26 protein-coding genes are annotated in these 25,860 nt (G+C 68.1%); 7 read left to right on the top strand and 19 right to left on the bottom strand.

Features of this window, described 5'->3' with window-relative positions:
* The first annotated feature begins 4 nt into the window (after nucleotides 1–4).
* The 5 genes from FHT36_RS21810 to FHT36_RS21830 all read left to right on the top strand — a co-directional run bounded on the left by FHT36_RS21810 (nucleotide 5) and on the right by FHT36_RS21830 (nucleotide 5,691).
* Nucleotides 5–1,240, top strand: coding sequence for an MFS transporter (locus FHT36_RS21810; RefSeq protein ID WP_169124550.1), 1,236 nt, complete (start codon nucleotides 5–7; stop codon nucleotides 1,238–1,240).
* A gap of 38 nt (nucleotides 1,241–1,278) precedes the next feature.
* A complete protein-coding gene (locus FHT36_RS21815) occupies nucleotides 1,279–2,451 on the top strand; it encodes a lipase family protein (protein ID WP_169124551.1) in 1,173 nt (390 codons plus the stop codon).
* Between the two features lie 190 nt (nucleotides 2,452–2,641).
* Entirely contained in the window at nucleotides 2,642–3,478 is an 837-nt protein-coding gene (locus tag FHT36_RS21820) for an alpha/beta fold hydrolase (protein WP_169124552.1), read from the top strand.
* Nucleotides 3,479–3,629: 151 nt separating this feature from the next.
* Nucleotides 3,630–5,270, top strand: a complete 1,641-nt coding sequence (locus FHT36_RS21825) for a Na+/H+ antiporter (RefSeq protein ID WP_169124553.1) — start codon at nucleotides 3,630–3,632, stop codon at nucleotides 5,268–5,270.
* A gap of 133 nt (nucleotides 5,271–5,403) precedes the next feature.
* Nucleotides 5,404–5,691: a hypothetical protein gene (locus tag FHT36_RS21830; protein ID WP_169124554.1), complete on the top strand. Its 288-nt coding sequence runs from the start codon at nucleotides 5,404–5,406 to the stop codon at nucleotides 5,689–5,691.
* Nucleotides 5,692–5,870: 179 nt separating this feature from the next.
* Here the strand turns inward: FHT36_RS21830 and FHT36_RS21835 are convergent, their stop codons facing one another.
* The 4 genes from FHT36_RS21835 to FHT36_RS21850 all read right to left on the bottom strand — a co-directional run bounded on the left by FHT36_RS21835 (nucleotide 5,871) and on the right by FHT36_RS21850 (nucleotide 9,288).
* Nucleotides 5,871–6,386: a Dps family protein gene (locus FHT36_RS21835; protein ID WP_169124555.1), complete on the bottom strand. Its 516-nt coding sequence runs from the start codon at nucleotides 6,384–6,386 to the stop codon at nucleotides 5,871–5,873.
* A gap of 287 nt (nucleotides 6,387–6,673) precedes the next feature.
* Entirely contained in the window at nucleotides 6,674–7,075 is a 402-nt protein-coding gene (locus FHT36_RS21840) for a response regulator transcription factor (protein ID WP_210257914.1), read from the bottom strand.
* Between the two features lie 84 nt (nucleotides 7,076–7,159).
* Complete coding sequence (locus tag FHT36_RS21845; RefSeq protein ID WP_169124556.1) at nucleotides 7,160–7,813, bottom strand: response regulator transcription factor; 654 nt, start codon at nucleotides 7,811–7,813, stop codon at nucleotides 7,160–7,162.
* Nucleotides 7,810–9,288 (bottom strand): sensor histidine kinase, encoded by a 1,479-nt coding sequence (locus tag FHT36_RS21850; RefSeq protein WP_246702364.1) that lies wholly within the window; start codon nucleotides 9,286–9,288, stop codon nucleotides 7,810–7,812. Before FHT36_RS21850 ends, FHT36_RS21845 begins: the two co-directional genes overlap by 4 nt.
* 495 nt (nucleotides 9,289–9,783) lie before the next feature.
* Here FHT36_RS21850 and FHT36_RS21855 point away from each other — a divergent pair, with 495 nt between their 5' ends.
* Both FHT36_RS21855 and FHT36_RS21860 read left to right on the top strand, forming a co-directional pair.
* Entirely contained in the window at nucleotides 9,784–10,290 is a 507-nt protein-coding gene (locus FHT36_RS21855) for a helix-turn-helix domain-containing protein (RefSeq protein ID WP_246702365.1), read from the top strand.
* A gap of 252 nt (nucleotides 10,291–10,542) precedes the next feature.
* Nucleotides 10,543–10,830: a hypothetical protein gene (locus FHT36_RS21860; protein ID WP_169124559.1), complete on the top strand. Its 288-nt coding sequence runs from the start codon at nucleotides 10,543–10,545 to the stop codon at nucleotides 10,828–10,830.
* Between the two features lie 97 nt (nucleotides 10,831–10,927).
* Here the strand turns inward: FHT36_RS21860 and FHT36_RS21865 are convergent, their stop codons facing one another.
* The 15 genes from FHT36_RS21865 to crcB form a co-directional block, all read right to left on the bottom strand.
* On the bottom strand, nucleotides 10,928–11,281 hold the full coding sequence (locus FHT36_RS21865) for a hypothetical protein (RefSeq protein ID WP_169124594.1): 354 nt from the start codon (nucleotides 11,279–11,281) through the stop codon (nucleotides 10,928–10,930).
* Nucleotides 11,282–11,371: 90 nt separating this feature from the next.
* Complete coding sequence (gene actP / locus FHT36_RS21870; protein WP_169124560.1) at nucleotides 11,372–13,036, bottom strand: cation/acetate symporter ActP; 1,665 nt, start codon at nucleotides 13,034–13,036, stop codon at nucleotides 11,372–11,374.
* Nucleotides 13,033–13,389, bottom strand: coding sequence for a DUF485 domain-containing protein (locus FHT36_RS21875; RefSeq protein WP_169124561.1), 357 nt, complete (start codon nucleotides 13,387–13,389; stop codon nucleotides 13,033–13,035). Before FHT36_RS21875 ends, actP begins: the two co-directional genes overlap by 4 nt.
* Entirely contained in the window at nucleotides 13,386–14,618 is a 1,233-nt protein-coding gene (locus FHT36_RS21880; protein WP_169124595.1) for an FAD binding domain-containing protein, read from the bottom strand. Before FHT36_RS21880 ends, FHT36_RS21875 begins: the two co-directional genes overlap by 4 nt.
* Nucleotides 14,619–14,856: 238 nt before the next feature.
* A complete protein-coding gene (locus FHT36_RS21885; protein ID WP_169124562.1) occupies nucleotides 14,857–15,552 on the bottom strand; it encodes a TetR/AcrR family transcriptional regulator in 696 nt (231 codons plus the stop codon).
* Nucleotides 15,553–15,665: 113 nt separating this feature from the next.
* A complete protein-coding gene (locus FHT36_RS21890; RefSeq protein ID WP_169124563.1) occupies nucleotides 15,666–16,388 on the bottom strand; it encodes an ABC transporter ATP-binding protein in 723 nt (240 codons plus the stop codon).
* Nucleotides 16,378–17,127, bottom strand: coding sequence for an ABC transporter ATP-binding protein (locus FHT36_RS21895; RefSeq protein WP_169124564.1), 750 nt, complete (start codon nucleotides 17,125–17,127; stop codon nucleotides 16,378–16,380). The genes FHT36_RS21890 and FHT36_RS21895 overlap by 11 nt, the downstream gene beginning before the upstream one ends.
* On the bottom strand, nucleotides 17,124–18,113 hold the full coding sequence (locus FHT36_RS21900) for a branched-chain amino acid ABC transporter permease (RefSeq protein ID WP_246702367.1): 990 nt from the start codon (nucleotides 18,111–18,113) through the stop codon (nucleotides 17,124–17,126). The genes FHT36_RS21895 and FHT36_RS21900 overlap by 4 nt, the downstream gene beginning before the upstream one ends.
* On the bottom strand, nucleotides 18,110–18,961 hold the full coding sequence (locus FHT36_RS21905; RefSeq protein ID WP_169124565.1) for a branched-chain amino acid ABC transporter permease: 852 nt from the start codon (nucleotides 18,959–18,961) through the stop codon (nucleotides 18,110–18,112). The genes FHT36_RS21900 and FHT36_RS21905 overlap by 4 nt, the downstream gene beginning before the upstream one ends.
* A gap of 39 nt (nucleotides 18,962–19,000) precedes the next feature.
* On the bottom strand, nucleotides 19,001–20,542 hold the full coding sequence (locus FHT36_RS21910; RefSeq protein ID WP_169124566.1) for an aldehyde dehydrogenase: 1,542 nt from the start codon (nucleotides 20,540–20,542) through the stop codon (nucleotides 19,001–19,003).
* Between the two features lie 32 nt (nucleotides 20,543–20,574).
* Nucleotides 20,575–21,558 (bottom strand): amidohydrolase family protein, encoded by a 984-nt coding sequence (locus FHT36_RS21915; protein ID WP_169124567.1) that lies wholly within the window; start codon nucleotides 21,556–21,558, stop codon nucleotides 20,575–20,577.
* Between the two features lie 91 nt (nucleotides 21,559–21,649).
* Complete coding sequence (locus FHT36_RS21920) at nucleotides 21,650–22,876, bottom strand: ABC transporter substrate-binding protein (protein ID WP_169124568.1); 1,227 nt, start codon at nucleotides 22,874–22,876, stop codon at nucleotides 21,650–21,652.
* Between the two features lie 156 nt (nucleotides 22,877–23,032).
* A complete protein-coding gene (locus FHT36_RS21925) occupies nucleotides 23,033–23,764 on the bottom strand; it encodes a YoaK family protein (RefSeq protein ID WP_169124569.1) in 732 nt (243 codons plus the stop codon).
* A 134-nt stretch (nucleotides 23,765–23,898) separates the two neighbouring features.
* A complete protein-coding gene (locus FHT36_RS21930; protein ID WP_169124570.1) occupies nucleotides 23,899–25,092 on the bottom strand; it encodes a cupin domain-containing protein in 1,194 nt (397 codons plus the stop codon).
* A 187-nt stretch (nucleotides 25,093–25,279) separates the two neighbouring features.
* On the bottom strand, nucleotides 25,280–25,684 hold the full coding sequence (crcB, locus tag FHT36_RS21935; protein ID WP_169124571.1) for a fluoride efflux transporter CrcB: 405 nt from the start codon (nucleotides 25,682–25,684) through the stop codon (nucleotides 25,280–25,282).
* Nucleotides 25,685–25,860: the final 176 nt, after the last annotated feature.

The following is a 25,860-nucleotide window of genomic DNA, read 5'->3' on the forward strand; positions in this document are numbered from 1 at the left end:
AACCATGATCTTCAAGCAGACTTCAACCGTGCGTCCCGGTGCGCCCGCGCTCGCCGACGCCGCGCCTGAGCCCGGCACGCTGGGGTTCGGCGCCACGCTCGCCATGGCCACGGCGGCCGGCCTCGCGGTGGCGAACATCTATTACAACCAGCCCATGCTCGCGCTGATCGAGCAGGATCTGCCGGGCGCCCTCACGGGGGCCATTCCCACCGCCACCCAGCTCGGCTACGCCATCGGCCTCGTGCTGCTCGTGCCGCTGGGCGACCTCGTGGAACGCCGGCGCCTGATCGTGGTGCAGTTCGTGCTGCTGGCGGCGGCGCTGGTGCTGGCTGCGGTGGCGCCCACGGCGCTGCTGCTCGTGGCGGCCTCGCTGGCGGTGGGGCTCGCCTCCACGGTCGCCCAGCAGATCGTGCCCCTTGCCGCCCATTTCGCGGCGCCCGAGAAAAGGGGCGCGACGGTGGGAACTGTAATGGCCGGGCTGTTGACGGGCATCCTCCTCAGCCGCACCGTCGCCGGCTTCGTCGCCTCGCACGGCGGCTGGCGCGAGATGCTGTGGCTCGCGGCGCCCATGGCGCTCGCCGGTGCGGTGCTGATGGCGGTGACGCTGCCCAGCAGCAAGCCGGACTCGCGCCTGAGCTATCACCGGCTGCTCCATTCCGTGTGGCAGCAGTGGCTGGATTTTCCCGCGCTGCGGCTCGCGGCGATCACGCAGGCGGCGCTGTTTGCGGCCTTCACCGTGTTCTGGACCATCCTCGCTTTCCGGCTCGCCGAGCCGCGCTTCGGCCTCGGTGCCGAGGTGGCGGGATTGTTCGGCCTGGTGGGCGCCGTCGGCATCCTCGCCGCGCCGCTGGCCGGCCGGTTCGCGGACAAGCGCGGCCCGAGGCTGGCGGTGATGGTGGGCTCCATCGTCACGCTTGTCGCATGGGTCGTGTTCGGTGCGTGGGGCTCGCTCGTCGGGCTGATCGTCGGCGTGATGCTGCTGGATTTCGGCATGCAGAGCGCCCTCGTCTCCAACCAGCACATCGTCTTTGCCCTGCGGCCGGAGGCGCGGGCGCGGATCAACACGGTGCTCATGAGCGCCATGTTCCTCGGCGGCTCCATCGGCTCGGCCACGGCGACGCTCGCCTGGGGGGCCGGCGGCTGGTTCCTCGTCACGCTGCTGGGGACGGCGTTCGCCGCCTTCGCGGTCGGACTCCAGCTGCTGGCCGCCCGCAGTCGCCGGGCCGATCCGGCGCACTGAACGGCACCGGCCGGAAGAAGGGTCAAGGAGGCTCCGCCATGCGCACGGGACGCTGTTTTGCCCTTCTTCTGGCCGTCGCCCTGTGGCCGGCGCGCGCCCTTTGCGCCGACAGCTTCTACGCCATTCCTGATGGCGCGAGGCCGGGGCCACCCGGCACGCTTCTGAAGGCGGAGCCCGTGGCGCCGCCGCCGGGCGCGGGCGCCGCCTACCGCATCATCTATCGCTCGCGCAATCACGGCGGTCGCCCGGTGGCGATTTCCGGCCTTGTCGCACTGCCGCCGGCCGGCCGCACCGCGGGCGGGCGGCCTCTGGTGGCGTGGGGGCACGGCACGAGCGGGGTGGCGACGCGGTGCGCGCCCTCCCGCAATCCACCGCAGGCCTTCGCCCGCATCGGCGGCCTCGCCGATCTGCTGGCGCGGGGCGTCATCGTAGCGGCGACCGATTATGGCGGTCTGGGCGAGGCGGGCCAGCATTCCTATCTGCTCGGCACGAGTGAGGCGCATGCCATGATCGATGCCGTGCGCGCGGCGCGACGCCTTCCGGGGGCCGATGCGGGCGAGCGCTACGCGGCCTGGGGCTTCTCGCAGGGCGGGCATGCCGCACTGTTCACCGCCGCCACCGCCCGCGCCTACGCGCCGGAGATGCACCTCGCGGGTGTCGCCGCGGCGGCCGCGCCGACGGAGCTGCGGCGCCTGCTGCGCGACGATATCGGCACGCTGCCGGGGCAGGTCGTGGCGTCCTTCGCCGCCTGGTCCTGGGGGCAGGCCTACGGATTGCCGCTCGACGGCATCGTCCGCCCGCAGGCGATCGGGACGGTGGACGGGATCGCCGCTGATTGCAGCCTCGACCCCGTGGGCGATGTGGCGCTCGGCCTCTCCGCGCTGGGCTATGCCCAGACGGGCTTCCTGCGCAGCGCCGCCGACCGGCGGCCCGGCTGGGATCAGCTGATCGCGCGCAATTCCAATCCGGATCCGAATGGCGTGCCCGTCTTCTTCGCGCAGGGGAGCCTTGATGCCCTCGTGGAGCCGGCCACCACGCGGGACTATGTGGGGCGCCTGTGCCGGGCGGGGACGTCCGTCACCTATGTGGAAGTGCCGTGGGCGTCCCATGGTGGGGTGGTCAAGGCCGTGGCGCCCATGGCCGTGTCCTGGCTTCTCGCGCGGCTTTCGGGCGCCCCCGTGCCGGACGGCTGCTTGCGGGCCGGCCGCTGAGGCGGCCGGGATAGGGGATGTATAAAAAGTCCGCCCCCTATATTGATGTGCGATCCAATATACCCGCGTATAAGCTCATTTTTCCTCTCCCTATTCTAGAGTGATCTTGTGTCGATACTGGATCTCAGGCTGTGTCCTGCATGCCGTCACGGACAGTTTCATCCTGGAACACAGCGAGAGGAACAGGATCATGGCTTACGTCACCACCAAAGACGGCGTCGACATCTTCTACAAGGATTGGGGTCCGAAGGACGCGCAGCCCATCGTCTTCCATCACGGCTGGCCTCTCTCCTCCGATGACTGGGATGCGCAGATCCTGTTCTTCCTGCAGCACGGCTTCCGGGTGGTCGCGCACGACCGCCGCGGGCATGGCCGCTCGGCGCAGGTGAGCGAGGGCCACGACATGGACCATTACGCCGCTGACGCCGCCGCGGTGATGGAGCATCTCGACCTGCGCAACGCCGTGCATATCGGCCATTCCACCGGCGGCGGCGAGGTGGCCCGCTATGTGGCGCGGCACGGCCAGCCGCAGGGGCGCGTGGCGAAGGCGGTGCTGGTCAGCGCCGTGCCTCCGCTGATGGTGAAGACCGCGGCCAATCCCGGCGGAACGCCCCTCGAGGTGTTCGACGGCTTCCGCTCCGCGCTCGCGGCCAATCGCTCCCAGTTCTTCATGGATGTGGCGTCCGGCCCCTTCTACGGCTTCAACCTGCCCGGCACGACGCCGGTGCCGGGCGTGATCCAGAATTGGTGGCGCCAGGGCATGACCGGCGGCGCGAAGGCGCACTATGACGGCATCAAGGCCTTCTCCGAGACCGACCAAACCGAGGATCTTAAGCTCATCACCGTGCCGACCCTGGTCATGCACGGCGATGCCGACCAGGTGGTGCCCATCGATGATGCCGCCCGGCTGAGCGTGAAGCTGCTGAAGAACGGCACGCTGAAGGTCTATGCCGGCTATCCCCACGGCATGCTGACCGTCCACGCCGACGTCATCAATCCCGATCTGCTTGCCTTCGTGAAGGCCTGACGGGCTGACGCACAGCGCCGGTTGCGGACGTCCCGCACCGGCGCTGTCGTCCGCTCTCGTGGGCGGACAAGACTTTCGACGAGATCTGGAACGTGAGCGCGCCAACGCACGCGCCGCGTGCGCACGGCGCCGAGACAGGCCGGTGGTGCGCATGACCGACATTCGCTACATCCTCGTGCTGCTTGCCGGCGTCGTCCTCACCAACTGGATGGGCCGCGTGCTGGGGGACCGCGTGGCGCTGCCCCTCATTCAGGTTGCGGTGGGCGCCGCCATCGGCTCGGTCACCAGCCTCGGCGCGCCGCTGAAGCCGGATCAGTTCTTCCTCATTTTCCTGCCGCCGCTCCTGTTCTTTGACGGGTGGCGCGTGTCCAAGACGGATCTTGCGGCGAATGCGCCGCTCATCCTGTCCATGGCGCTGGGGCTGGTGGTGGTCACGGTCGGCTGCGTGGGGCTGATGCTCCATTGGCTCATCCCGGCGATGCCGCTGGCCGTGTGCTTCGCGCTCGCGGCGGTCCTGTCGCCCACCGATGTGGTGGCGGCCGGCGCGGTGGCGCGGCACATTCCCATTCCGCGCGGCGTGCTGCGCCTGCTGGAGGGCGAAGCCCTCTTCAACGATGCCGCCGCGCTGATCTGCCTGCGCCTCGCCATCGCGGCGGTGGTGACGGGGACGGTGCCGGTGCTCGATTCCCTCGCTGCCTTCGTCTGGGCGGCCGGAGGCGGCATCGCCATCGGCATCGCCTTCAGCTGGATGGTGGCCACGGCCAAGGCTTTCATGGTGCGCCGGGTGGGCGAGGACACTTCCGGCCAGATCCTCATCAGCCTGCTCATTCCCTACGGTGCCTATCTGCTGGCCGAAGTGGCCGGCAGCTCCGCCGTGCTCGCGGCCGTGGCCGCGGGCATGATGATGAGCCGCATCGAGGTGTCGGGCCGCGCGCTTCCCTTGACGCGCCTGAGGCGCGGCGCGGTGTGGGAGACGCTTCAGTTCACCCTCAACGGCGTCATGTTCCTGCTTCTGGGCGAACAGATGCCGGGCATCCTGAGTGGCGCGGCGCGCAGCATCGCCGAGGGCGGACACCACGCTGTGGCGTGGCTGGGGCTCTATGTGGCGGCCACCGTTCTCGCCCTCGCGGCCTTGCGCTTCGCATGGGTACTCGCCGCACTCTGCTGCTGGCCCGCTGGCCAGGGGCAAAGCGGTGCGCCGCCCCCCTTTCCCCGGTGGCGCCTGGTGGCGGTGATGGCGTTCGGCGGGGTGCGCGGCGCGGTCACGCTCGCCGCGGCGCTCAGCCTGCCTTTGGTCTTGACGGGTGGCATGCCTTTTCCTGCGCGGGATCTTGCCGTGTTCATCGCGGCCGCGGTCATTCTCGTGTCTCTGGCACTCGCCAACGTGGCGCTGCCCATCCTCTTGCGGGGCATCGATGTGTCGCCCGACGTGGCCGATGCGGCGCAGGAGCGCGAGGCCCGCGCCGAGGCGCTGCAGGCCGCCCTGGACGCGCTCGCGGAAGCGGCTGAGGCGCAGAAGGCCGATGCCGACGCACCGACCGTCGCCGCCATCGTTGCCGACCATTACAGGCACCGACTCGACCAGCTCCAGGCCGAGGGCGTCGATGGCGGAAGGGCCGCTTGGCCGGAAGAGCGGCGGATGCATCTCCTCGCCATCCAGGCCGAGCGCCGATCCATCGTCGGCCTCGTCCAGCGCCGGCGCATCCCCATCGATCTGGCGCACAAGCTGTTGCGGGAGACCGATGCCGAGGAGGTCGCCCTGCCCGTCGCGCCCGGCATGGGCGAGGGCTGAGAGGGTAGAATGACAAAAGGTAAACCGACGTATAGTTCGGCGAAACATCGATATTCATGGAATGAATTTGAGTTCGATATCGGCGAAGGCTGCGGAATGTAAAACTAAATCATCGAAAACACAGGAGGTTCTCATGACTGCGAATTCTAAGTTCATCATGGCGTTCGGCGCTCTTGCCTTCGTGGTGGCCGGCGTGGCGGGCACCGCCCACGCGGACACCAGCTTCCCCACCGAAGCGCGCGGCGAGACCTCCTTCTTCGATGCCCAGTCGGGCGCCGTGGTCCAGCCGCTCAACATCTTCCAGATGCCCTCCGCCGCGAAGCTGCGGGCCATGAACTCCGCCCGTCCGTTCATCGGCCAGCCGGCCCAGCCCGACGCCCACTGGGGTCCGGCCCAGGATGCCACTTCGCCCGGGGCTTGAGCCACCCGACATGCGCTGCAACGAAAAGGCCGGCGTCCCCTGAGGACGCCGGCCTTCTCGCTTTGTGCGGGCGGATGTGCTGGAAGGCCCGCCCTGCAATCCGTCCGGGGCGGTGCGAACAAAAAAGGCCCGCCGGGCTTGGCCGGCGGGCTCAGTCGGGGAGGAAGGGGAGGGAAAGGTCAGTGCGAGCGGGTGGCTTCGAAGAGGAACCACACGCGGCGTTCAGCCTCGTCGATCCAGACCTCGATGAGGCTGGTGGTGGCGACGTCGTTGTAGTTCTCGCAGACCACATGTGCTTCCCGCAGGAAGGTGATGAGGCGCTTGTTGTCCTCGCCCAGCTCGGCCAGCATGTCCTCGGCGGTCACGTAGTCCGCGTCATTGTCGGGGAGACGCTGGAGGCGCGCGATGTGGCCCACCGACCGCAGCGTGGTGCCGCCCACCTTGCGCGCTCGCTCGGCGATGGCATCGGTGGTGGCGAAGATCTGGTCGCCGTGCTCGTCCAGCAGAAGATGGTAGTCGCGGAAGTGCGGGCCGGACATGTGCCAGTGAAAATTCTTGGTCTTCAGATAAAGCGCGAACATATCGGCCAGAAGAACGGTGAGGGCGCCGGCAATGTCGCGCGTGGCATCTTCGCCGAGATCGGTGGGGGTCCGGAGCGGTGCTTGCTGGCGCAGTTTCGCAATGGTCTTGTCCATGGGTGTCGTCCTTATGGAAAAGCTGTAGGGGAGCGGTTGGGTGGTGGCTGAGATGCCGCGGCGACCGCTCTGTGAATGTCACGGTGGTCACCATAGGACCGGGGCGCGGACGAAAGAATTGGGCGCTCGTTTGCCTGGATCATACGAGGGTATGGGGCAGCGGCGGTGCCGGCGCTCAGGCTTCGAAGGCGCGCAGGCGCGTGCGCGCGAACCCGTGAGGGGCGCCGCAGCGCAGATTTAGGGGGCAGAGGTGGCAGGGCGCGAAAGGCGGCGAGCGCGTGGGCGCGTCAGCGGCGCGGGGAAGCCTGCAGCGCGCGATCGATGCAATCGATCATTTCGTTCCCGTCGAACGGCTTCGCCAGGAAGCCGAAGGCGCCGGCCGCGTCGACCTGCCGGCGGATGCGATCCTCGGGAAAGGCGGTGATGAAGATCAGCGGCACCGGGTCGCCTTCGGCGCGCAGCCGGCTCTGAAGCTCGACGCCGCTCATGCCCGGCATCTGGACATCGGTGATGACGCACGCGGTCCGGCTGCGCTCCGTGGAACCGAGGAAGTCCTCGGCGGACGCGAAGGATCGCGCGCCGAACCCAAGGGAGCGGACGAGACTTTCCGTAGCGACGCGAACGGATTCGTCGTCATCGATAATCGTTATGGTTGGAGCGCGTGACACTCGGGGCACCTCGACGTGCAATCATTCGGCACGCGATGACGCGCCGGTCTGACCCTATATAGCCTGCCGCCTGCCCAACCCGTAATCATACAGACGTTTGCAACTTTAGCTTTTTGCACTGAGCCCCAGGGCCTCCGCCATCCGGACCAGATCGGCAAGGGAGTGGGCCTCCATCTTCCGCATGACGTTACCGCGATGAATTTTCACGGTAATTTCGCTCAGCCCTACCTCGGCGGCGACCTGCTTGTTCATGAGGCCGGAGGTCACGAGGGCCATGATCTGCCGCTCGCGCTCGGTCAGCGTGTCGTAAAGCGCGCGCAACTTCGAGGAGGAGGCGCGCTCGGCGCGGCGGCCCCGGTCGATCTCGATGGCGGCGGAGACCGCGTCCAGCATGTCTTGGTCGCGGAACGGCTTGGTCAGGAAGTCCACCGCGCCCGCCTTCATGGCGCGCACGCTCATGGGGATGTCGCCATGCCCGGTCATGAAGATGATGGGTAGCTCCATGTCTGAGCGCGCCAGCTGCGCCTGGAAATCGAGCCCGCTCACGCCCGGCAGGCGGATGTCCAGCACCAGACAGCGCGGCGCATCGGGCAGCTTGGCGGCCAGAAGCTCGGCGGCGGAGGCGAAGAGCGCCACCTCGAGCCCGATGGAGCGGAACAGGCTGGACAGCGCGTCGCGCAGGCTGGCGTCATCGTCCACGACGATCACGACGGGGGCGCTCGGGGGCGGCGCCGGGCGGGGCAGCGGTCGACTGGTCACGGGCGGGTGTCCCTGGTGCTGGAAGAGGGGGGGGTGCTCGCAAGCGGCATTGTGAGGGTGAAGCACATTCCCCCCTCGGGGTGAGGCGTGGCGTCGATCCGGCCGCCATGGGCCTGCGCGATCGATCGGGAGACGGAGAGGCCGAGGCCCATCCCGTCCTGCTTCGTGGAAACGAAGGGCGAGAACAGGGAGGCGAACACATCCGGGGCGATCCCCGGTCCGGTATCGCGCACGGAAATCGTCAGCTCCGCCGTGCCATCCATCGACCACGTCGGTGTTTCGAGCGCGTTGCGGACAGTGAGGACACGCTGCCCCTCGGGCACCTCGTCCATGGCCTGGATGGCGTTGAGGACCAGATTGATGAGCACCTGCTGCAATTGGATGCGGTCGCCTTCGATGCGCGGCAGATCGGGGGCGAGGGCGAGTTCGAGCCGGACGCGATGGTTCGACAGTTCGCGTTCCAGCAGCAGCACGCAATCCTCCACCAGCTCGGCGCTGTCGAGCGCGTCGCGCAGCGGCTCTCCGCGCCGGGCGAAGGCGCGCAGCCGCTCCACCACCTCGCTCGCGCGGCGGGCGTTGGCGATCATGCGGGTGACGGAGGCCTCCGCCTCGCCGAGGTCGGCCACCGGGCGGCGCAGCCAGCGCAGGCAGGCCTCGCCATTCGTCACCACTGCCGCGAGCGGCTGGTTGACCTCGTGGGCGATGGAGGCGGTGAGTTCGCCCATGGTGCTGACGCGGGTGACATGGGCAAGGTCGCTGCGGACCTGGTTCAGTTCCTGCTCAGCCTTCTGCCGCTCAGTGATGTCGTGGTTGGTCTCCATGGTGCCCATGGGCCGCCCGCGCGCATCGCGCTGAAGCGACCAGCGGCTCGTACAGACCAGCTTCCGCCCGTCGCGGGTGGTCTGAACGATCTCGCCCTCCCATTGCCCGGTCTTGAGCAGGATGCCCATGATGTCCGCGCGGGGGGACGGAAAGTCGGTCTTCAGCAGTGCGCCGGCCTGCTGCCCCAGGGCCTCGGCCCGGGTCCAGCCGTAAAGCCGCTCGGCACCGTGGTTCCAGTAGACGATCGTGTCGGCGAGGTTCCGCACGAAGATGGCATCGTGGGAGAGATCGAGCAGCGCGGCCTGTTCCCGCAGCGCGCCCGTGGCCTGCTGGTTGCGCAGCGAGAGAACGGTGGTGACGGTGATGGCCGCGACGCTGACGAAGCACCGCATGGTGGAGGAGATGTTGTAGTCGGTGGCGTGCATGATGACGAAGCTCAGCATCGTCATCATGACGCAGGCCCCGGCGACGACCAGCAGCCCCGTGCGCCCGAACAGGCCCGCGCTCAGAAGCACCACGACCACGTAGAGCACGGCAATGGCCATGTCGAGCGGCGAGAGCGTATCCACCAGGAAGATCGAGAGACACAGCAGCGCGACAAGGACCCAGCCGGTTCGCGCCCGGGCGGGGGCATCCGCACTGTTGCTGGACAAGGGACCTGCCAGACCCGACATCATGCCCTCAAGAGTGTGGTTTGCGCCCGGCGATGTGCCGGAACGCAGCGGACGGATGCCTGTTGTGCGGCTGCCAGCTGCCCGGCATCGTGCTTCGGTATCACCGACATATACCTCGATCTTGCCAGTTTGAACGGCGCATTTGCCGGCTCGCGAGGCAGTAGTGCAGCAAAAACGGGCGGTCGGCTCAAGCCCGCTAAACGCAAAGTCTAGCCGCCTATACCAAGGTATGCCCGCGCGCACCCGATCATATGAGCGCCGAACCCCAAGTAGAATGGAGCAAAAAACGCTGGTCGCGGATGCTGGGTTTCCAATCGGCGAAGCGCAAGTCTTTCTGCCGGAACGGTTCGGCGCCGCAGCTCGCGCGCCGGTGCCGGTCCGGGCTGCACGGAGGATCTGCGCCGAACCGCCCTTCAGCCTTCGGGGGTCTCCAGCATGTCGTTCCATGCCGCGCCATCCGCCGCAGCCGCCGCAATGCCGGCGCAGGCCCATGCGGAACTCAATGCCGAGGTCCGGCGCCTCGGTCTGCTCACCCCGCGTCCCGCGTCCGATGACCAGACCAGGCCGGCACCGAAGCCGGCGCGCGCCCGGTCCGGATTGGTGGCGTGGCGCCTCAAGCGCGTGCTGTCCTTCATGGAGGAGCATTATTGGGAGCCCGTCACGCTCGCCGAGATGGCTCGCGCGGCCGGCCTCAGCCGGATGCATTTCGCCGCGCAGTTCCGCATCTCGACGGGCGCCAAGCCGCACGAATATCTGCTGCGGCTGCGCGTGGAGCGCGCCCAGAAGCTGATGATGGAGAGCGATGAGCCGCTGGCGCAGGTGGCCTTCAGCGTCGGCTTCCAGACCCAGGCCCATTTTACCACCGTCTTCCGGCGTTTCGCCGCAACGACCCCGCATCGCTGGAGGTCGGAACAGATGGCCCGCACGCCACGCGGTGGCGCTGCGGTCCCCCGCGCGCTTGGCTCGGCCCATCAGGCCTAGCGCTGCGCGTCGGCGCGACACGCGCCCTTCTCCTTTCGATCCGAATGACCAGAGGCCGGTGCGGCAACGCGCCGGCCTCACGCCGTTAGCCCCCCGGCGGCAGGGTGGTCCGTGCAGCATTCTTTCTTGAGATCGCAGGTTATACCCACGTATACGGACATATCGAAGCATATGATAAGAATAAATCACGGGATAATATGCGTCATTGGCAGCATCTTCTAAATTCATTTCATCAACAACGGAGTGCTTGCCATGTCCATCAAGTCTACTGTCCTCGCCGCCGGTGTCGCCGTGGCGCTCGTCTCGTCCATGGGTTCGGCCTTCGCCGACCCGACCGTCCAGAAGGAGAATGTGGAGCAGTATGCGGTCTCCGCGCAGGGGAGCCTGACCCCCACCTCCCCGGCGGCCGTGGCCCGCGAGGAGAGCCGGCTCGAGCGTCCCAGCGCCTTCGGCACCCCCGGCCCCTATTATGTTTCCGAGCGCCCGTTCGCGAACGGCAACGCCCAGTCGGGCCCGGCCCACGACGCCGACGACAACTGACGCGAGCCGTCCGCGACGCGAAAAAAAGGGGCCGCTTTGGCGGCCCCTTTTCTATTGTCCGGGTCTGTCCCGCTGCGGTCAGCGACCGGCCGGCGTTTCAGTCGACCTTCAGCGGCGGGTTGTCGCTGTCCAGGAACTCGACGGTGGTGAACACCAGTTCGGTGTCCCCGATGTTGGTGAGGTCATGCATCATGAACTCGCCCGGGCCGAAATGGTGGTGCTTGGTGTCGCCGGCCTCGTAGGTCACTTCGGCCACCCGCCCGTCGGCATAATGCGACCGGGCGCGGCCGCCGGTCACGGCCGTCCAGAAATAATCGAGCACATGGGTATGGAATCCGATGCGCTCGCCGGGCTTGAGGGCGAGGTGCCACACGCGCACCCGCTCGCTCTGCGAGACGAGGCGGCTGCCGACGCGTCCGTTGCCGCGGCTGGCGTGGAGGTCAGCCCGCATGGGCTCGGGCCATGCAAGCGGTGCTTCGATGTTGGCGTAGGTAGGGTTGGTGCTGATATTCATTGGGTTTCTCCCTGGTTGTCTGGCGTTTCAGTCCACCGCGAACCCGGTCTGCGCCCGCACGTGCTGGGCGGCGAAGGCCGCACGGACGCGCTGGGCCGCCGTGCTGCGATCCGCCAGCGAGACGAGGATCGAGACCAGGAAGGCGAGCGGCACCGAGAACAGCGCGGGATTGTCATAGGGGAAGGGCGCGGGGCCGAGCTTCAGCGTCGTGGTCCACACGCTGGGGCTGAGGGCCACGAGCACGAGGGCGACCACGAGGCCGGTGACCGAGCCAGTGACGGCGCCGCGTGTGGTGAGGCCGGGCCAGGACACCGACAGCACGATGACGGGGAAGTTCGCGCTCGCGGCGATTGCGAAGACGAGGCCCACCATGAAGGCGATGTTCTGGTTCTCGAACAGCAGTCCGAGGCCCATGGCGAGGAGGCTGATGACGACCGCCGCCGCCTTGGAGACCCGCACCTCTTCCTGTTCCGACGCGTTGCCGCGCCGGATGACGCGGGCATAGAGATCGTGGCTGGCCGCCGACGCCCCGGCGATGGTGAGGCCCGACACCACCGCGAGGATGGTGGCGAAGGCCACGGCCGAGATGAAGCCGAGCAGCACCGAGCCGCCGAGCGCGTTGGCGAGGTGGAGGGCCACCATATTGGTGCCGCCCAACACAGCGCCGGTGGCGTCCTTGAAGCTCGGATCGGACATGACGAAGGCGATGGCGCCGAAGCCCAGCACGAACAGCAGCGTGTAGAAGACGCTGATGAAGCCGGTCGCTACCAGCACGGAGGTGCGCGCCTGCCGTGCATCCGCCACGGTGAAAAAGCGCATCAGGATGTGGGGTAGGCCGGCGGTGCCGAACACCAGGGCGACGCCCAGCGAGATGGCCGAGATGGGATCCTTCACCAGCCCGCCCGGCGCCATGATGGCCGCGCCCTTGGGATGGAGCGCCGCGGCATGGGCGAACAGCGCCTCCAGGCTGAAGCCGAAGTGGCCGAGGATGAGGGCGGACATCACCACCGAGCCGGTGAGCAGCAGCACTGCCTTGATGATCTGCACCCAGGTGGTGGCCAGCATGCCGCCGAAGGTGACATAGGCCATCATCAGCAGGCCGACGAGGCCCACCGCCACCCAATAGGGCAGGCCGAACAGGAGCTCGATGAGCTTTCCGGCCCCCACCATCTGGGCGATGAGGTAGAGCAGCACGATCACCAGCGTGTTTGTGGCCGCGACCACCCGCACCGGCACTTCCGAGAGCCGGTAGGCCGCCACATCGGCGAAGGTGAAGCGCCCGAGATTGCGCAGCGGCTCGGCGATGAGGAACAGGATCATCGGGAAGCCCACGAGGAACCCGATGGCGTAGATCATGCCGTCATAGCCGGAGGTGTAGACCAGCGCCGTCACGCCGAGGAAGGTCGCGGCGGAGGTGTAGTCGCCGGCGATGGCGAGGCCGTTCTTGAAGCCGCTTAGGCCACCGCCGGCGGCGTAATAGTCCTGGGCGCCGCCGGTGCCCTTGCGGGCCGCCCACCAGGTCACGCCAAGGCTAACCGCCACGAACAGCAGGAAGAGGCTGATAGCCACGGGATTGATGGGCTGACGGGTGCCGCCTTCGATGGCGCCGGCCGCCGAGGCCGAGCCGGGGGCGCAGGCGAGCGCGAAGATGAGGGCGGCGGGGGCCGCGCGGACGAGCGGAGTCCATCTCATTGCACGTCCTCCCTGAGGTTTTGGGTGAGGCGGTCGAAGGTGCGGTTGGCGACGGCGACATAGATGGCCGTCAGCACGAAGCCGAGGCCGAGCAGGCTGACACCGGCGACGATCCCCCAGGTGGAGACCGCATCCGGCAGAACCGGCGTCCCGAGGGCGCTGGGCTTGAGCGCCACGGTGAGGATGTAGGCGAAGTAGAGCGTCGCCATCAGCGCGGCCATTGATAGGCCAAGCCGGGCGCGGATGGAGGCGAGGCGGCGGAAGTTGGGGTTCTGCCGGATCGCCTCGATGCGGGCGGCCGCATCGAGGGGCCGCGCGTGCGGCTTGGGGGGGAAGGCGCCGTCGGGTTTCATGCGGCAAGCCCCGTGGCGACGGCGGTTTCGCTCATCACGGCGTCGGGGTGCCGGTGCCGTTCGGCGCGGGCGCGCTGCTCCTCGTCGAGGATCTGCGCCTGCATGTAGGCCCCGAGGTGCCGTGCCCGCTGCACCACGGCGCGGCCGAAGGCGAGGCGCTGGGCCTCGAAGGCGGCCAGCGCCGCTTCGACGTCCGTGCTGTCGGCGAGGGCCGAGGCGAGGGCGGCGGCATCCGCGGCTGCCTTGGTCACGCCCATGCCCACGTGGGGGCGGGCGACGAAGGCGGCATCGCCCAGAATCACCACATGGGGCGACAGGCGCAGGCGCGGGCTTTCCAGATCCTGGATCGCCTGCAGGAACGGCTGCTGCGTACGCTCCACCACTTCGGCGAACTGCGGCGCGAGCAGGCGGTGGGCATCCGCGCGCATGCCCGCCACCACCTCAGGCCGGATGAGGTGCGGGGGAATGGAGAGGGGGTGCCGGGTGCCGTTCACATCGGTGAGCAGTTCGGCGAGCTGGCCGTCGCTAGCGGCGGGCCGGTACCAGACGAAATTGTAGCGGCGGTGGCCTTCGTCCAACTGCTCGTCCGAGCCCGCCACCGGATAGCCGAGCATCTGCTCGCCCGGGGGCAGGCTGAAGGAGAAGTGGCCGCACAGGGCGGCGCGGGTTTCCGGCGAAAGCGTGCTCTCATCCACCAGTCCGCGCCAGGCCACGTAGCCCGCATAGGTGGGCTTGGCCTCCGGCAGGAAGGCGGCGCGCACGGTGGAGAACAGGCCATCCGTGCCCACCAGCAGGTCGGCCTCCTCCACGGCGCCGTCGGCGAAGTGGGCGCGCACGCGCTCTGCCCCGTCCTCGACACTCACGAGGTTGCGGCCGTGGTGATAGCTCTCGTCCGGCAGAGCGGAGCGCAGCAGGCGGTAGAGGTGGCCCCAGGAGGTGAGAACCTGCGGCAGGGCGAGCTGGCCGGTGATCCGCCCGTCCGGCCCGAACACCCGCCGGCCGCTGACACCCACGCCGACGCGCGCCTCGGTGACGTCCAGGCCGGTCTTGCCGATGACGTCGAACAGCTCGGGATGGGTGACGATGCCGGCGCCACGGCCGGCGAGTTCGCTGCCGATGCGCTCGAAGACGGCCACGTCCCAGCCGGCCTTGCGCAGCAGGAGCGCGGCGAAGAGGCCGCAGATGGAGCCGCCGATGATGACGGCGCGCTTGGGCTTCGCCGGGCGCATGGCGGGGCGCTCCGCCGGACCTGCGGCGGGGATGTTCGTTGGCATGGTGTCCTCCCTCGGCTCCTGAAGGCGGCAGGCCGCTCGCCTGTGCGGGGGCCGGCCTGCGCGAGCCTGCGTGTGGTCGCGTCGGATCGCCGTTGGCCGGTCTGTGCCGGGCTGGGCGACGCCATCCGATTATTTATCGGATGATAGATAGTGACGCGGAATTTGACCGGCGTCAAATTAATTTATCAAATGATTATTTCCGTGCCGCGACCTTCCGGCGGGCCGGCTTGGCCCGGTCGATCACCGAGGCGAAGGCCGCCGGGGCGCCATTGAGGAAGGCGTTCACCTTCACGTCGATGTCGGCTTCGGGATCGGCGGGAATAGGCATGCCGTAGATGAACTTGCGCACGCCGATGTAGAAGATTCCCGCGTGCAGCGACCAGATGAGCTCGATCTCCTCCTCGCTCACCGGGGCGGCCTCGTCGAGGCCGTTGGCGGCACGGATCTCGATGACCATGCGCTCGAACAACCGGGCGCGCAGGAAGGCGAGATAGCGGCTGTTGAAGTCGAGGCCCTTGAGCCCGGCGAACATGAACAGCCGCACCCATTCATAGGTCTGGATGACGGCGGCATACGCCCGGTAGAAGCGCTTCAGGCGCTCCTCGATGGGGATCGAGCGGTCGGCGATGGCGGTTTCCCACTCGCTCTGCCAGCGGCTCTGGTAAACCTCCTGGTAGACCCGATCGAGCAGCGCATCCTTGCCGGGAAAGTAGCGATAGAGCAGCGGCTGGGTGATGCCGAGCCGCTGCGCGAGATCGCGCGTTGCCCCGTCGAAGCCGAATTCGGCGAAGAAGGCCACGGCGCCCGCAACGATGTCCCGCTCCCGGTCCGCGGGAGAAAGGCGACGGCGCTGGGGCGAGGGGGCTTTTGAGGCAGGCAACGCGGGCATCCGGTCTTTATCAGATGATCAATCCTAGCACGGCTTGCGCGCGATTCATCATCCTGCGACGACCTGCCGTAAGGTCAATTATCCGTCCTTCCCCGGCGCCCTGGGTGGGCCCGTCAGTGGACGCCGAGATGCTCCTCCAGCCGGGCCGGATCGGCCTGGAAGGCCGATGCGGGGGCCCTGTCCACCACCCGCCCGGTGCTGATCACCACCACCTCGTCAGCCAGCTTCAGGGCGAAGGCCATGTGCTGTTCCACCAGGATCACCGACAGACCGGCGGCGCGCAGGCGGCCGACGATGCCACCCACCTCGGCGACGATCTGCGGTGCGAGGCCCTCCGTGGGTTCGTCCATCAGCAGTACGCGGGGCGCGGTCACCAGCGCCCGGCCGATCGCCAGCATCTGCTGCTCGCCGCCGGACATGAGGCCTGCCGGGTGCCGCCGCCGCTCCCTCAGCCGGGGAAAGAGGCCGTAAATGTCCTCGTCCGTCCACGCCACCCGGCCATCCGGCGGTGACGGGCAGCGGGCGACTGCGAGGTTCTCCTCCACGCTGAGGCTGCGGAAGATGCGCCGCCCCTGCGGCACCAGCGCGAGGCCCGCCCGGCAGATGGCCTCGGGCGAGAAGCCGGAGATGTCCCGTCCATTGAGCAGGATCCGCCCGGTGCGGGAGGTGAGCAGGCCGGCGAGGGCGTTCATGCAGGTGGTCTTGCCCGCGCCGTTGCGTCCGAGCAGGGCGAGGATGCGCCCCGGCGCCACCTCCAGCGAGACATCGTGCAGGATGTGGCTGTCGCCATAGAAGGCGTTGAGGGCCGAGAGCGAAAGCGCGGCTTCACTGGGCAAGATAGGCCTCCCGTGTCCTGGGGTCGGCGATCACCTCCTCGCGGGTGCCGTCCACGATCAGGCGGCCATAGTGCAGGAGGGCGATCTTCTCGGCGAAGGCGAGCGCGACATCCATGTCGTGCTCGATCATGAGGATGGTGAGGTCGCGCGGAAGCTCGGCGAGAAGGGCGCTCACCGTCCCGCGCTCCTCCTTCGACAGGCCGGCCAGGGGCTCGTCCAGCAGGAGGATGCGCGGCGCCTGCGCCAGCGCCATGGCGATCTCCAGCCGGCGCTTCTCGCCATAGGAGGTCTCCGCCACCGGCCGGTCCGCGAGCGTGTCCAGCCGCACCCGTGCCAGAACATCGAGCGCCTCGCGGCGCAGGGCCGGGTCCTTCGCCACCGCGCCATAGGGCTTCCAGCGCTGCGAGCGCCCGCCCAGCAGGGCCATGATGACGTTGCCGATCACGCTCTCGCGCGAGAACAGGGTGAGGATCTGGAACGTGCGGCCGATGCCGCGCGCCGCGCGGCGGAAGGTGGGCAGATCGGACACGTCCTCGTCGGCGAGGCGGATCTGCCCGGCGGTGGGCTTGAGGTCACCGGCGATCAGGTTGAACAGGGTGGTCTTTCCCGCGCCATTCGGGCCGAGCAGGAGGCGCCGTTCGCCCGGCGCGACGGTGAAGTTCACGCCCTGGATGACATGGAGCCCGCCGAAGCTCTTGTGCAGGTCGTCGATCTGGAGCGCGGCATTTGGCGAGGTCATGGGCGGGCCTCCTTGACGGGCGTGGCAGGGATCGGCGTCGGGCCGCGCCGCGCGGCGAGCCGCGTGCCGAGGGTCCGCATCAGCCGGCGGACGCCGGGCAGGAGCCCTTCGGGAACCACCACGATGATGAAGAGGAAGATGAGGCCGAGCAGCGTCGGCCAGCGGTCGGTATAGGCGCTGGCGACATTCTTCAGCAGCACCACCAGCGCCGCGCCGACGATGGGGCCGAAGGTGGTGCCGAGCCCGCCGGCGATCACCATCAGCACCGCCTCCGAGGAGACCGTGAGCGAGAGCGTGTGCGGGCTGATGAAGCGGAACAGCAGCATGTAGAGCACGCCCGCGATGCCGGCGATGCCCGCCGAGAGCACATAGGCCGCATAGCGGATGCGCCACACGTCATAGCCCAGCGTGCTCATGCGCCGGGGCTGGTCGCGCACGCCCTGCATGGAGGCGCCGAGCGGCGAGCCGGCGAGGATGGTGACGAGCGCGAGGCAACCCGCCGTCACCGCAAGGCACAGGTAGTAAAGCCCCGTGCCGCTGGCCAGCAGCCCCTGGAAGCGGGGCATGGAGATGCCGTTCTCGCCATTGGTGAGATCCACGTAGCGGAAGGCCACGCCCCAGACGATCTGCCCCAGAGCGAGGGTGATCATCAGGAAGCTCAGGCCCGAGGTGCGCAGCGCCACGAGGCCGAACAGCGCGCCTGCCGCCACCGACAGGGCAACCGCCGCCGGAATGGCCGCCCAGAGCGGCCAGCCCGTGCTCGTCGTCAGCAGGGCGAAGGCGTAGCCGGCGATGCCGAGGAAGGCCGCATGGCCCAGCGAGACCATGCCGCAATAGCCGGCGATGAGGTTCACGCTCACCGCGAACAGGCCGTATACGAGAACCTGTGTGGCGATGGACAGATAGAACGGCCCGGGCAGCAGGAGGGGAACCGCCGCCGCGGCGAGGATGAGGATGCCGAGGGTCTTCATGCCGGAGGTTTTCATGCTGCCTGCCTCCCGAAGAAGCCCTGGGGCCGCACGGCGAGCACCACCACCATGGGCAGGAACAAGATCACGTAGGCGAGGTCCGGCAGCAGCATCTGCCCGAAGGTGTAGACGAGGCCGATGACGAGGCTGCCCGCCAACGCCCCCGTGAGCGAGCCGATGCCGCCGAGGATGACCACGAGCAGCGCCAGCGGCAGCATCTCGGAATCCAGGCCCGGATAGACCGACATGATCGGCGCCGCGAGCGCGCCGCCGATGCCGGCGAGCCCGGCGCCGAGGCAGAACACGGTGGTGAACAGGCGGGACACGGGAATGCCCATGGCCCGCGCCATCTCCCGGTCATCCACCGCGGCGCGGATGCGGGCGCCGAGGGTGGTGCGCTCCACCAGCGCCCAGATGCCGAGGAAGGCCACCAGCGCCAGCGCCACCAGGGCCAGGCGATAGGCGGGGAAGACGATGCCGCCGAACCCGACCGCGCCGCGCAGCGCCTCCGGCGCCGGCTGGGCGATGGGATCGCCCGACCACACGAGCAGGCACTGATCGGCGATGATGAAGGCCAGGCCGAGCGTGCCCAGCACCTGTGCCAGCTCGCGCCCCGCCAGACGGCGGATGAGCGTGCGCTCGATGAGGCCGCCGAAGACGGCGCACGCCGCCCCGGCCGCCAGCACCGCCCCCGCGAACCCGAGCCCCACCGCCGAGGTGGCGATGTAGCCGCCCAGCATGAACAGGGCGCCGTGGGCGAGGTTCGCGACCCGCATGAGGCCGAAGATCAGGGAGAACCCGACCGCCAGCAGGAACAGGATCGCCCCGAATGCGAAACTGTTCAGTAGACCGTTGATCCAGAACATGGAGGCCATCTCCAGGGGCCGCCGCGGGGGCGGACGGTTTCAGTTCAGTCTTTGGGCGGGGGCGCTCATGTCGAACCAGTCGAATGGCTGGTCGCCGACGTTCACCATCACGGCCTTCACGTCGAAATAGGCGTCGAACGCCTCCTTCCCGAACTCGCGGCCGATGCCGGACAGCTTGAACCCGCCCCAGGGCGAGGCCGCATCCACCCGGTGGTGATCGTTGATCCAGACGATGCCGGCCTCGATTCGGTCGGCGACGCGGTGGGCGCGGGCGATGTCGCGGGTGCGGATGGCTGCGGCAAGGCCATAGGGGCTGTCATTGGCGATGCGCACCGCATCGTCCTCTGTGTCGAACGGGGTCACCACCGTGAACGGGCCGAACACCTCCTCTTGGAAGATGCGCATGCGTGGGTCCACATCGGCGAAGACGGTGGGCTCCACATAGAAGCCGTGGCTGTTGGCGAGGGCCGGAGGCACCTGTCCCCCCGCCACCAGCCGCGCGCCCTCTTCAAGGCCGATGCGCGCGAAATCCAGCACCCGCTCGCGCTGCCGCGCTGAGATGAGGGGCCCCATCTGGGTGGCGGCGTCGAAGGGGTCGCCGACGGCGATGGCCTTCGCCTTGGCCGCGAGTTTCTCCACGAAGGCGTCGTAGATGGAGCGCTGGACGATGTGCCGGGCGGCGCACACGCAGGTCTGCCCGGCGCCGACAAAGGCCCCGAACGCGGCATAGTTCACCGCCTGGTCGAGGTCGTAATCGTCGAACACCACCACCGGCGTCTTGCCGCCCAACTCCAGCGTCTGGCGGGCGAAATTGCCGGCGGCGGCGGCGCCCGCCCGGCGTCCGGCTTCCGTGCCGCCGGTGAGCACCAGCTTGCGGATGCCTGGATGCTCCGAGAGCGCCCGGCCGGTGACGGCGCCGGGGCCGGTCACCACATTGAACACGCCCGGGGGCAGGCCGGCAGAGGAGAAGATCTCGGCGAGGCGCAGCGTCGTCAGCGGCGTGTATTCGGAGGGCTTAACCACCGTGGTGCAGCCGGAGGCGAAGGTGGGGGCGAGGTTGCGGCAGGCGATGAGCAGCGGGTGGTTGAAGGGCGTCACATTGGCCACCACACCCACCGGCAGGCGGCGGGCATAGGTGAGATAGTCGCCCTCGACCGGGATCACGTCGTCGCGCCGCGCCATGGCGAGGCCGGCGTTGTAGCGGAACAGGTCCGGCACGCGGGCGAGCTGGGCGCGCGTCTCGCGCACGGGCCGGCCGTTGTTCAGCGTCTCCAGCTCGAACAGTTCGTCGAGATGGGCCTCCATCACGTCGGCGAGCTTGTTGACGAGGCGGGCGCGGGTGCGCACCGACATGGAGCGCCACTCCTTCGAGCGGAACGCCGCGTCGGCGCTGGCGACGGCGCGGTCCACGTCCTCCGCGCTCGCCTCGATCACCTGCGCGATGGTGGTGCCGTCGCGCGGCGCGGTGATGTTCATGAGGGCGCGCGGGCCGGGATCGACCATGCGGCCGTCGATGAACAGGCCCCGGACGAGGTCGTGACGGGGCGTTCCGGCCGAAGCCGGTTCCAGATTGTGTGCCATGTGTGTCTCCGTTCGGTCGGGATACGGGGCGGTCAGCCGCCGGTCAGGTCCCAGGCATTGCGGCCGGCGATGCGGGCGCGCGCATCGGCGGAGAGGCCGGGGACGGCATCGAGCGTGTGGAGCGCTGTCTCGTCGGCCATGTCGAAGGGGATGTCCGTGCCCAGGAGCACGTGGTCCGGCCCCACGAGATCGATGAGATAGGCGAGCGCGCCGGCATCATGGGTGATGGTGTCGAAATAGAAGCGCCGGAACAGTTCCTTGGGCGAGGTCGCGATGGTCTGCGCCTCGCGCCGCACCTTCCAGCCGTGGACGAGCCGGCCGATCTGGTAGGGCAGGAAACCGCCGCCATGGGAGAGCGCGATCTTCAGGTCGGGCAGCTCCTCCATCACCCCGCCGAAAATCAGGTCCGCCGCCATGATGGCGGTGTCGAGCGGATTTCCTGCAAGGTTCGTCAGATAGTATTTTTCGAAACCGGCCTTGGTTCCGAAGTAATAGGGGTGGGTGAGGATGAGCACGCCCAGTTCCGCCGCGCGCCGCAGCACCGGCCGGAACTTCGGCTCGGAGAGCGCGGCGCCGTCGATGTGGCAGCCGATCGTCACCGCGCGCATGTGGAGGTCGGACACGATGTGCTCGATCTCGGCGACCGCGGCGTCGGGCGACTGCATGGGCAGGGTGCCCATGGGCCGCAGCCGCTCAGGTGCCGCCGCGGCGAAGGTCGCGATCTCGTCGTTGAGACGCCGCACAAACTCCGCCTCCGCCTGGGGCGGAACGCGGTAGAAGAACAAAGTGGGCGAGGGGGAGATGATCGCGGCATCGAGGCCGCGACGGTCCAGCGCCTCGACCTTGCGTTCGGGGGTGAGAAACTCCTCGAACAAGGGATAGGCGAAGCCTTCGCGGTGGGCGAGGCGCGTTGCGCCCTCCGCCCGGTCGACCCGGACGCCGTACAGATCTTCGCGGCTTTCGAGGTGCCGGATGATGGCCTCCGGCATGACGTGGTTATGGGCGTCGACGATCATGGAACCGTGCTCGCAAAGGTGTGGGGCAGGGGCGCGGCCGGGGCGGTGCCGGACTGTCGCGTGCGGCGCAGCTCGTCCCTCGGCCTTGGGCTCAGAGCTTGGTGGGCTCGTTGCGCGAGTAGACCGGGGCGGCGAGGAATGCTTCCGGCTTGTAGGTCCAGAACTGCGAGACGTTCTCGTAGGTCTTGATCACCGTATTCATCAGCCGTCCGTCGTGACGTTCCGTCTTGCGGATGTAGATGTTCTCGATGGGGTTGCCGTAGTTGTCGAGCCGCCACGGCCCGCGCGGATCGTCCTTGATGTCGACCTTGCGCAGGGCGTTCATGAACGCCTGCTTGTCCTCGATCTTGCCGTCCACCGCCTTCAGCGCGTGCTCCAAGGCGAGCCCGGCCGAATAGGCGCCCTCGGAATAGAAGCCGGGATCGACGCCGGTCTGCTTGCGCAGCGCCGCGACGAAACGTTCGTTGGCGGCGCCGGGAAGGGCGGCCGAATACCAGCCAGCGGAGATGATGCCGATGGCCTCATCACCCATGCTGTGCAACACGCCCTCATCCACCGTGGTCATGGAGCCGACCAGCGGGATCTTCCCCTTCAGGCCATATTCCGAATATTGGCGCAGGAAGCGCAGACCGTTCGCCCCGGCGAAGGCTGCGAAGACGGCATCGGGCTCGCCGATTTGGGAAATGTAGGAGCCATAGTCCGCGACATTCAGGGGCGCCCACAGTTTCTTGACGAGCGTACCGCCTGCGGCCTCGAATGTTCTCTGGAAGCCGGAGGTCTGCTCCTGACCGAAAGCGAAATCATCGGCGATGGCGACGATCTTCTTGTATTTGAGTTCGCGCGCCACGTAGTCACCGAGCGGATGGCACGGCTGGGCGGAGGTGGACGAGGTGCGCACGAACCAGGGGTTCTGGCGGCGCTGGGTCAGGTCTTCCGCGGCTGCCGAGCAGCACAGGAAGGGAACCTCCGCTTCCTGCAGATAATCGTTGATGGCCAAGGCCTCGAACGCTGCCACAGGTCCCACGACCACCTGCACGCCGGAGCGCTGGACCAGCTCCTGCGCCCGCGTCTTGGCGAGCGCCGGCTGGCCGCCCGTATCGGCCACGATGAATTCCACCGGCCGGCCCGCGATGCGCTCCGCGCGCTCCCGCAGGAAGAGGCGGAAGCCATCTTCCATCTGCCGGCCGCCGGCCGAAAGGGCGCCCGACTTGATGGTCAGCATGCCGATGCGAATGGGCTGTTGCTGGGCCATGGCGGGCAGCGCGCCATAGGAGACGGCAGCCGCCGTCGCTCCCAGGAATCCTCTCCTAGAGATCATGATTTCCTCCCGGTCGATTTTTATTTATCGTTCGATCACTATTTGCATGGGAGGTGATCTGCGTCAAGGCGCTTCGCAGCGGGATGTGAAGGGCGGCCCCGGATCTAGCCATCGGCCCGCCCGCCGCCCGCGTCGGGCCGGGCGGGCCAAGTGCCGTCAGGCGCGTGATAAATCGACGATCACCAGCGCCATGAGCGCGGCTGCTGCGAGCAGCAGGCAGGGGATGAAGCCGAGCCGCGCGATGGCGAGCGCCCCGGCCGCCGCACCAGCGACGAAGGCGGTCCAGCCCCCAAGAAGGGTCGCCGTACCGGCCGGGTCCGCTTTGGGTGAGCGCAGCCGGGCAATCGACTGGCCGAGGCGCACGAGGGCGCCGCTGACGAAGCCCTTTCCGACCGAGGTCGTTCCGGACATCTGGTGCAGCACATTCTGAAGGCCCATAGCGATCGCGACGGGCAGAAGGCTGATGGTGGACAGCGTGACGCTGGAGGCGGCGGCCGCGAGTAGAAGAAGCCCGGCTTCGATGGCCAGCGTGAGGGGCAGGAGCCGCACGCTGGCATGGTCCTGCAGCAGCGTTCCGGCTGACGCACCAAAGACGAAGGCAATGACAACGCCGAAAATCGTGAGGATATCGGCAGTGCCTAGTGTCGCGAGGGACATTCCAAGATGGATGCTGTTTCCGCTCATGAAGGAAACGTAGAGATGACTGAATGTCACATACGCAGCCACATCGAGAAAGCCGGCGACAGTGGTGAGCAGTATACCGAAGGCGGCAGGATGTGCCATATCGAGCGGCGCCGAGACGGCAAGCGCGACTTGGGCGGCCGGCCGGCCCGGCGGTGCCGGGATGGACTCGACCGGCGGGGATGGCGGATGAGCAAGAAGCGTCATTGCGTCCTCGCTGGGTGTGATAGGGAGGGTCGGCCGAAGATCGGTCCCATCAGGCGATCGCCGCCCTCGAACCGAACAGCTCCGAGCGGAAGGGGACGACCGCCGGCCTTGGCGCCGTCGATCGTCCGCTCGGGTCACGGAAGCAGGGGGTGGTGGCCGATGGGAATCTGACGGATTTCCTCGGCCGTGAGATGGGTGTGGGCCATCACCACCTGTTCGGGAAGTGCGCGCATCCAGCGGTTCAGCGAGATGTCGTGAAACTCCGCGGCGACGAACAGTTCCAGGAAAACGAGGTCTTCATCCCCTGTATTCTCGATGTAATGGCCGGCCATGTTCGGCACGAAGCCGACGTCGTTAGAATTGAAATCCATGGTGCGGGCGGCTTCCTGCCCGGGGAACACCGTCATGCGGCCGCGCCCCTTGATCCAGTACTGCCATTCGCTGCCGTTGGGGTGCCAGTGGAGCTCGCGAATGCAGCCCGGCTTCACGGTGACGATGGCGGACGCGATCTTCTGCGATGCCGGGAAGTTGCGGGAATCGATGACCTTCACGCTGCCCGAGGCGCTCTCCCGCGTGGGCTTCATGGTGCTCGCCTTGAAGGTGTAGGACACCTTTGGCGGCGCGGCATGGCGTGCCACCTCGGCGATGTCCTCATCGAGCGTATTGGAAGGCTCGGCGGCGGGGAAGATGTAGAGCGGCTCGCCCTTGGGCAGGCGGGCGATGGCCTCGGCATCGAGGCCGAAGTTCTTTTCCAGTATGTCCGGCGGCGTGTGCTTCAGCCAGTCGGAGAGGAGTAGCGTGCTCTCTTCCGAGAAGTCGCCCTGGTTGAAGACGAGGAGGAACTCGCAGCCGTCCTCGCCGAGGGCCTGGATGGAATGGGGCGCGCCGGCCGGGAAGAGCCAGAGGTCGCCTTCGCCCACGTCGTCGACGAACAGGGCGCCGTCCGGCGTGAAGACCGTCACCCGCGCCCGGCCGGAAAGCATGATCGCCCACTCATCCGCCAGATGCCAATGGAGCTCGCGGAAGCTGCCGCGGGTCAGACGCATGTTGACCCCGGCGATATCCTTGGAGACCGGAAGCTCGCGGGACGTGACCTGATGGGTCCAGCCGCCGTCCTGGATGCGGCGATGGGTGAGATCGAAGGAATACCAGAAGGGCTCGACCACGCCGTGATCCGTGGGCGGCGGGCAATCGGCATTGGGGTTGAGCGCCATCAGCGCGCGGTTCTTCGGCCCGGGGTTCGTCGCCGAGACATCGCGCTCGGCCGCGGCGGTTTCCTGAGCGATGGCGCTGTAGAACCCGGTGGGCGGGTTGCCGGACGTGGTCATGACTGCTCCTTTATGATCTGCCGGAGAGAAAACGCGGGGCGTTGCTTTGCATCTCGAAGCGCGCCGTCAAATGCCGCTGTAAACTGCCGTCTGATGCGCTGAGTTCGCCATAAGACGTGGGGAAGGTGCGGCGCGGACTTGGTATGGCAGGGGCATATTCTGGTATGGGCGCCCCCCGCCGGGATCTTCACGCGCCGACGCTGCGCGAGACCGTGGCGACGGCGCCCGGGAGCATGAAGCCCAGTGCCACCGCGGTCAGGCCCAGCGCCACCGACAGGCCCACATTGAGCGCCGCGCGCGCGGGCTCGCCGGCCTGCAGCAGGTCGAGCGTCTGGAGGCTGAAGGACGAGAAGGTGGTGAAGCCGCCGCACAGCCCCGCCAGGAGGAACTGGCGGACCTCGTTCGGCGTGGACGAGCCGGCGCCCTGGAACGCCGCCGCGAGCGCGCCGATGAGGAATGAGCCGGAGATGTTGATGAGAACGGTCCCCCACGGCAGCGCGCTGCCGAACAGGATGGTGAACCAGCGGTTCAATCCGAAGCGCAGGATGGACCCGAGCGCGCCGCCAAGTGCCACGTAGGTATAGAGAAGCATCGTCCACCTCGCCGGGAAGCCGATCCGCGCGTTGCCGACGCGATCGATGTGGAAAGCATTCCACGGGCGAGTGAGGGCGGACAGCCAGCCGTTCGGTGTAGCGAATGCTCACATATTGCGAACCGCGGTCGCTATGGTGCACCAGGCCGCCGCGATGGGCGGGCCGTCGCTCGTGA

It is taken from the genome of Xanthobacter sp. SG618, assembly GCF_012932745.1.
Taxonomy (GTDB): Bacteria; Pseudomonadota; Alphaproteobacteria; order Rhizobiales; family Xanthobacteraceae; genus Xanthobacter; species Xanthobacter flavus.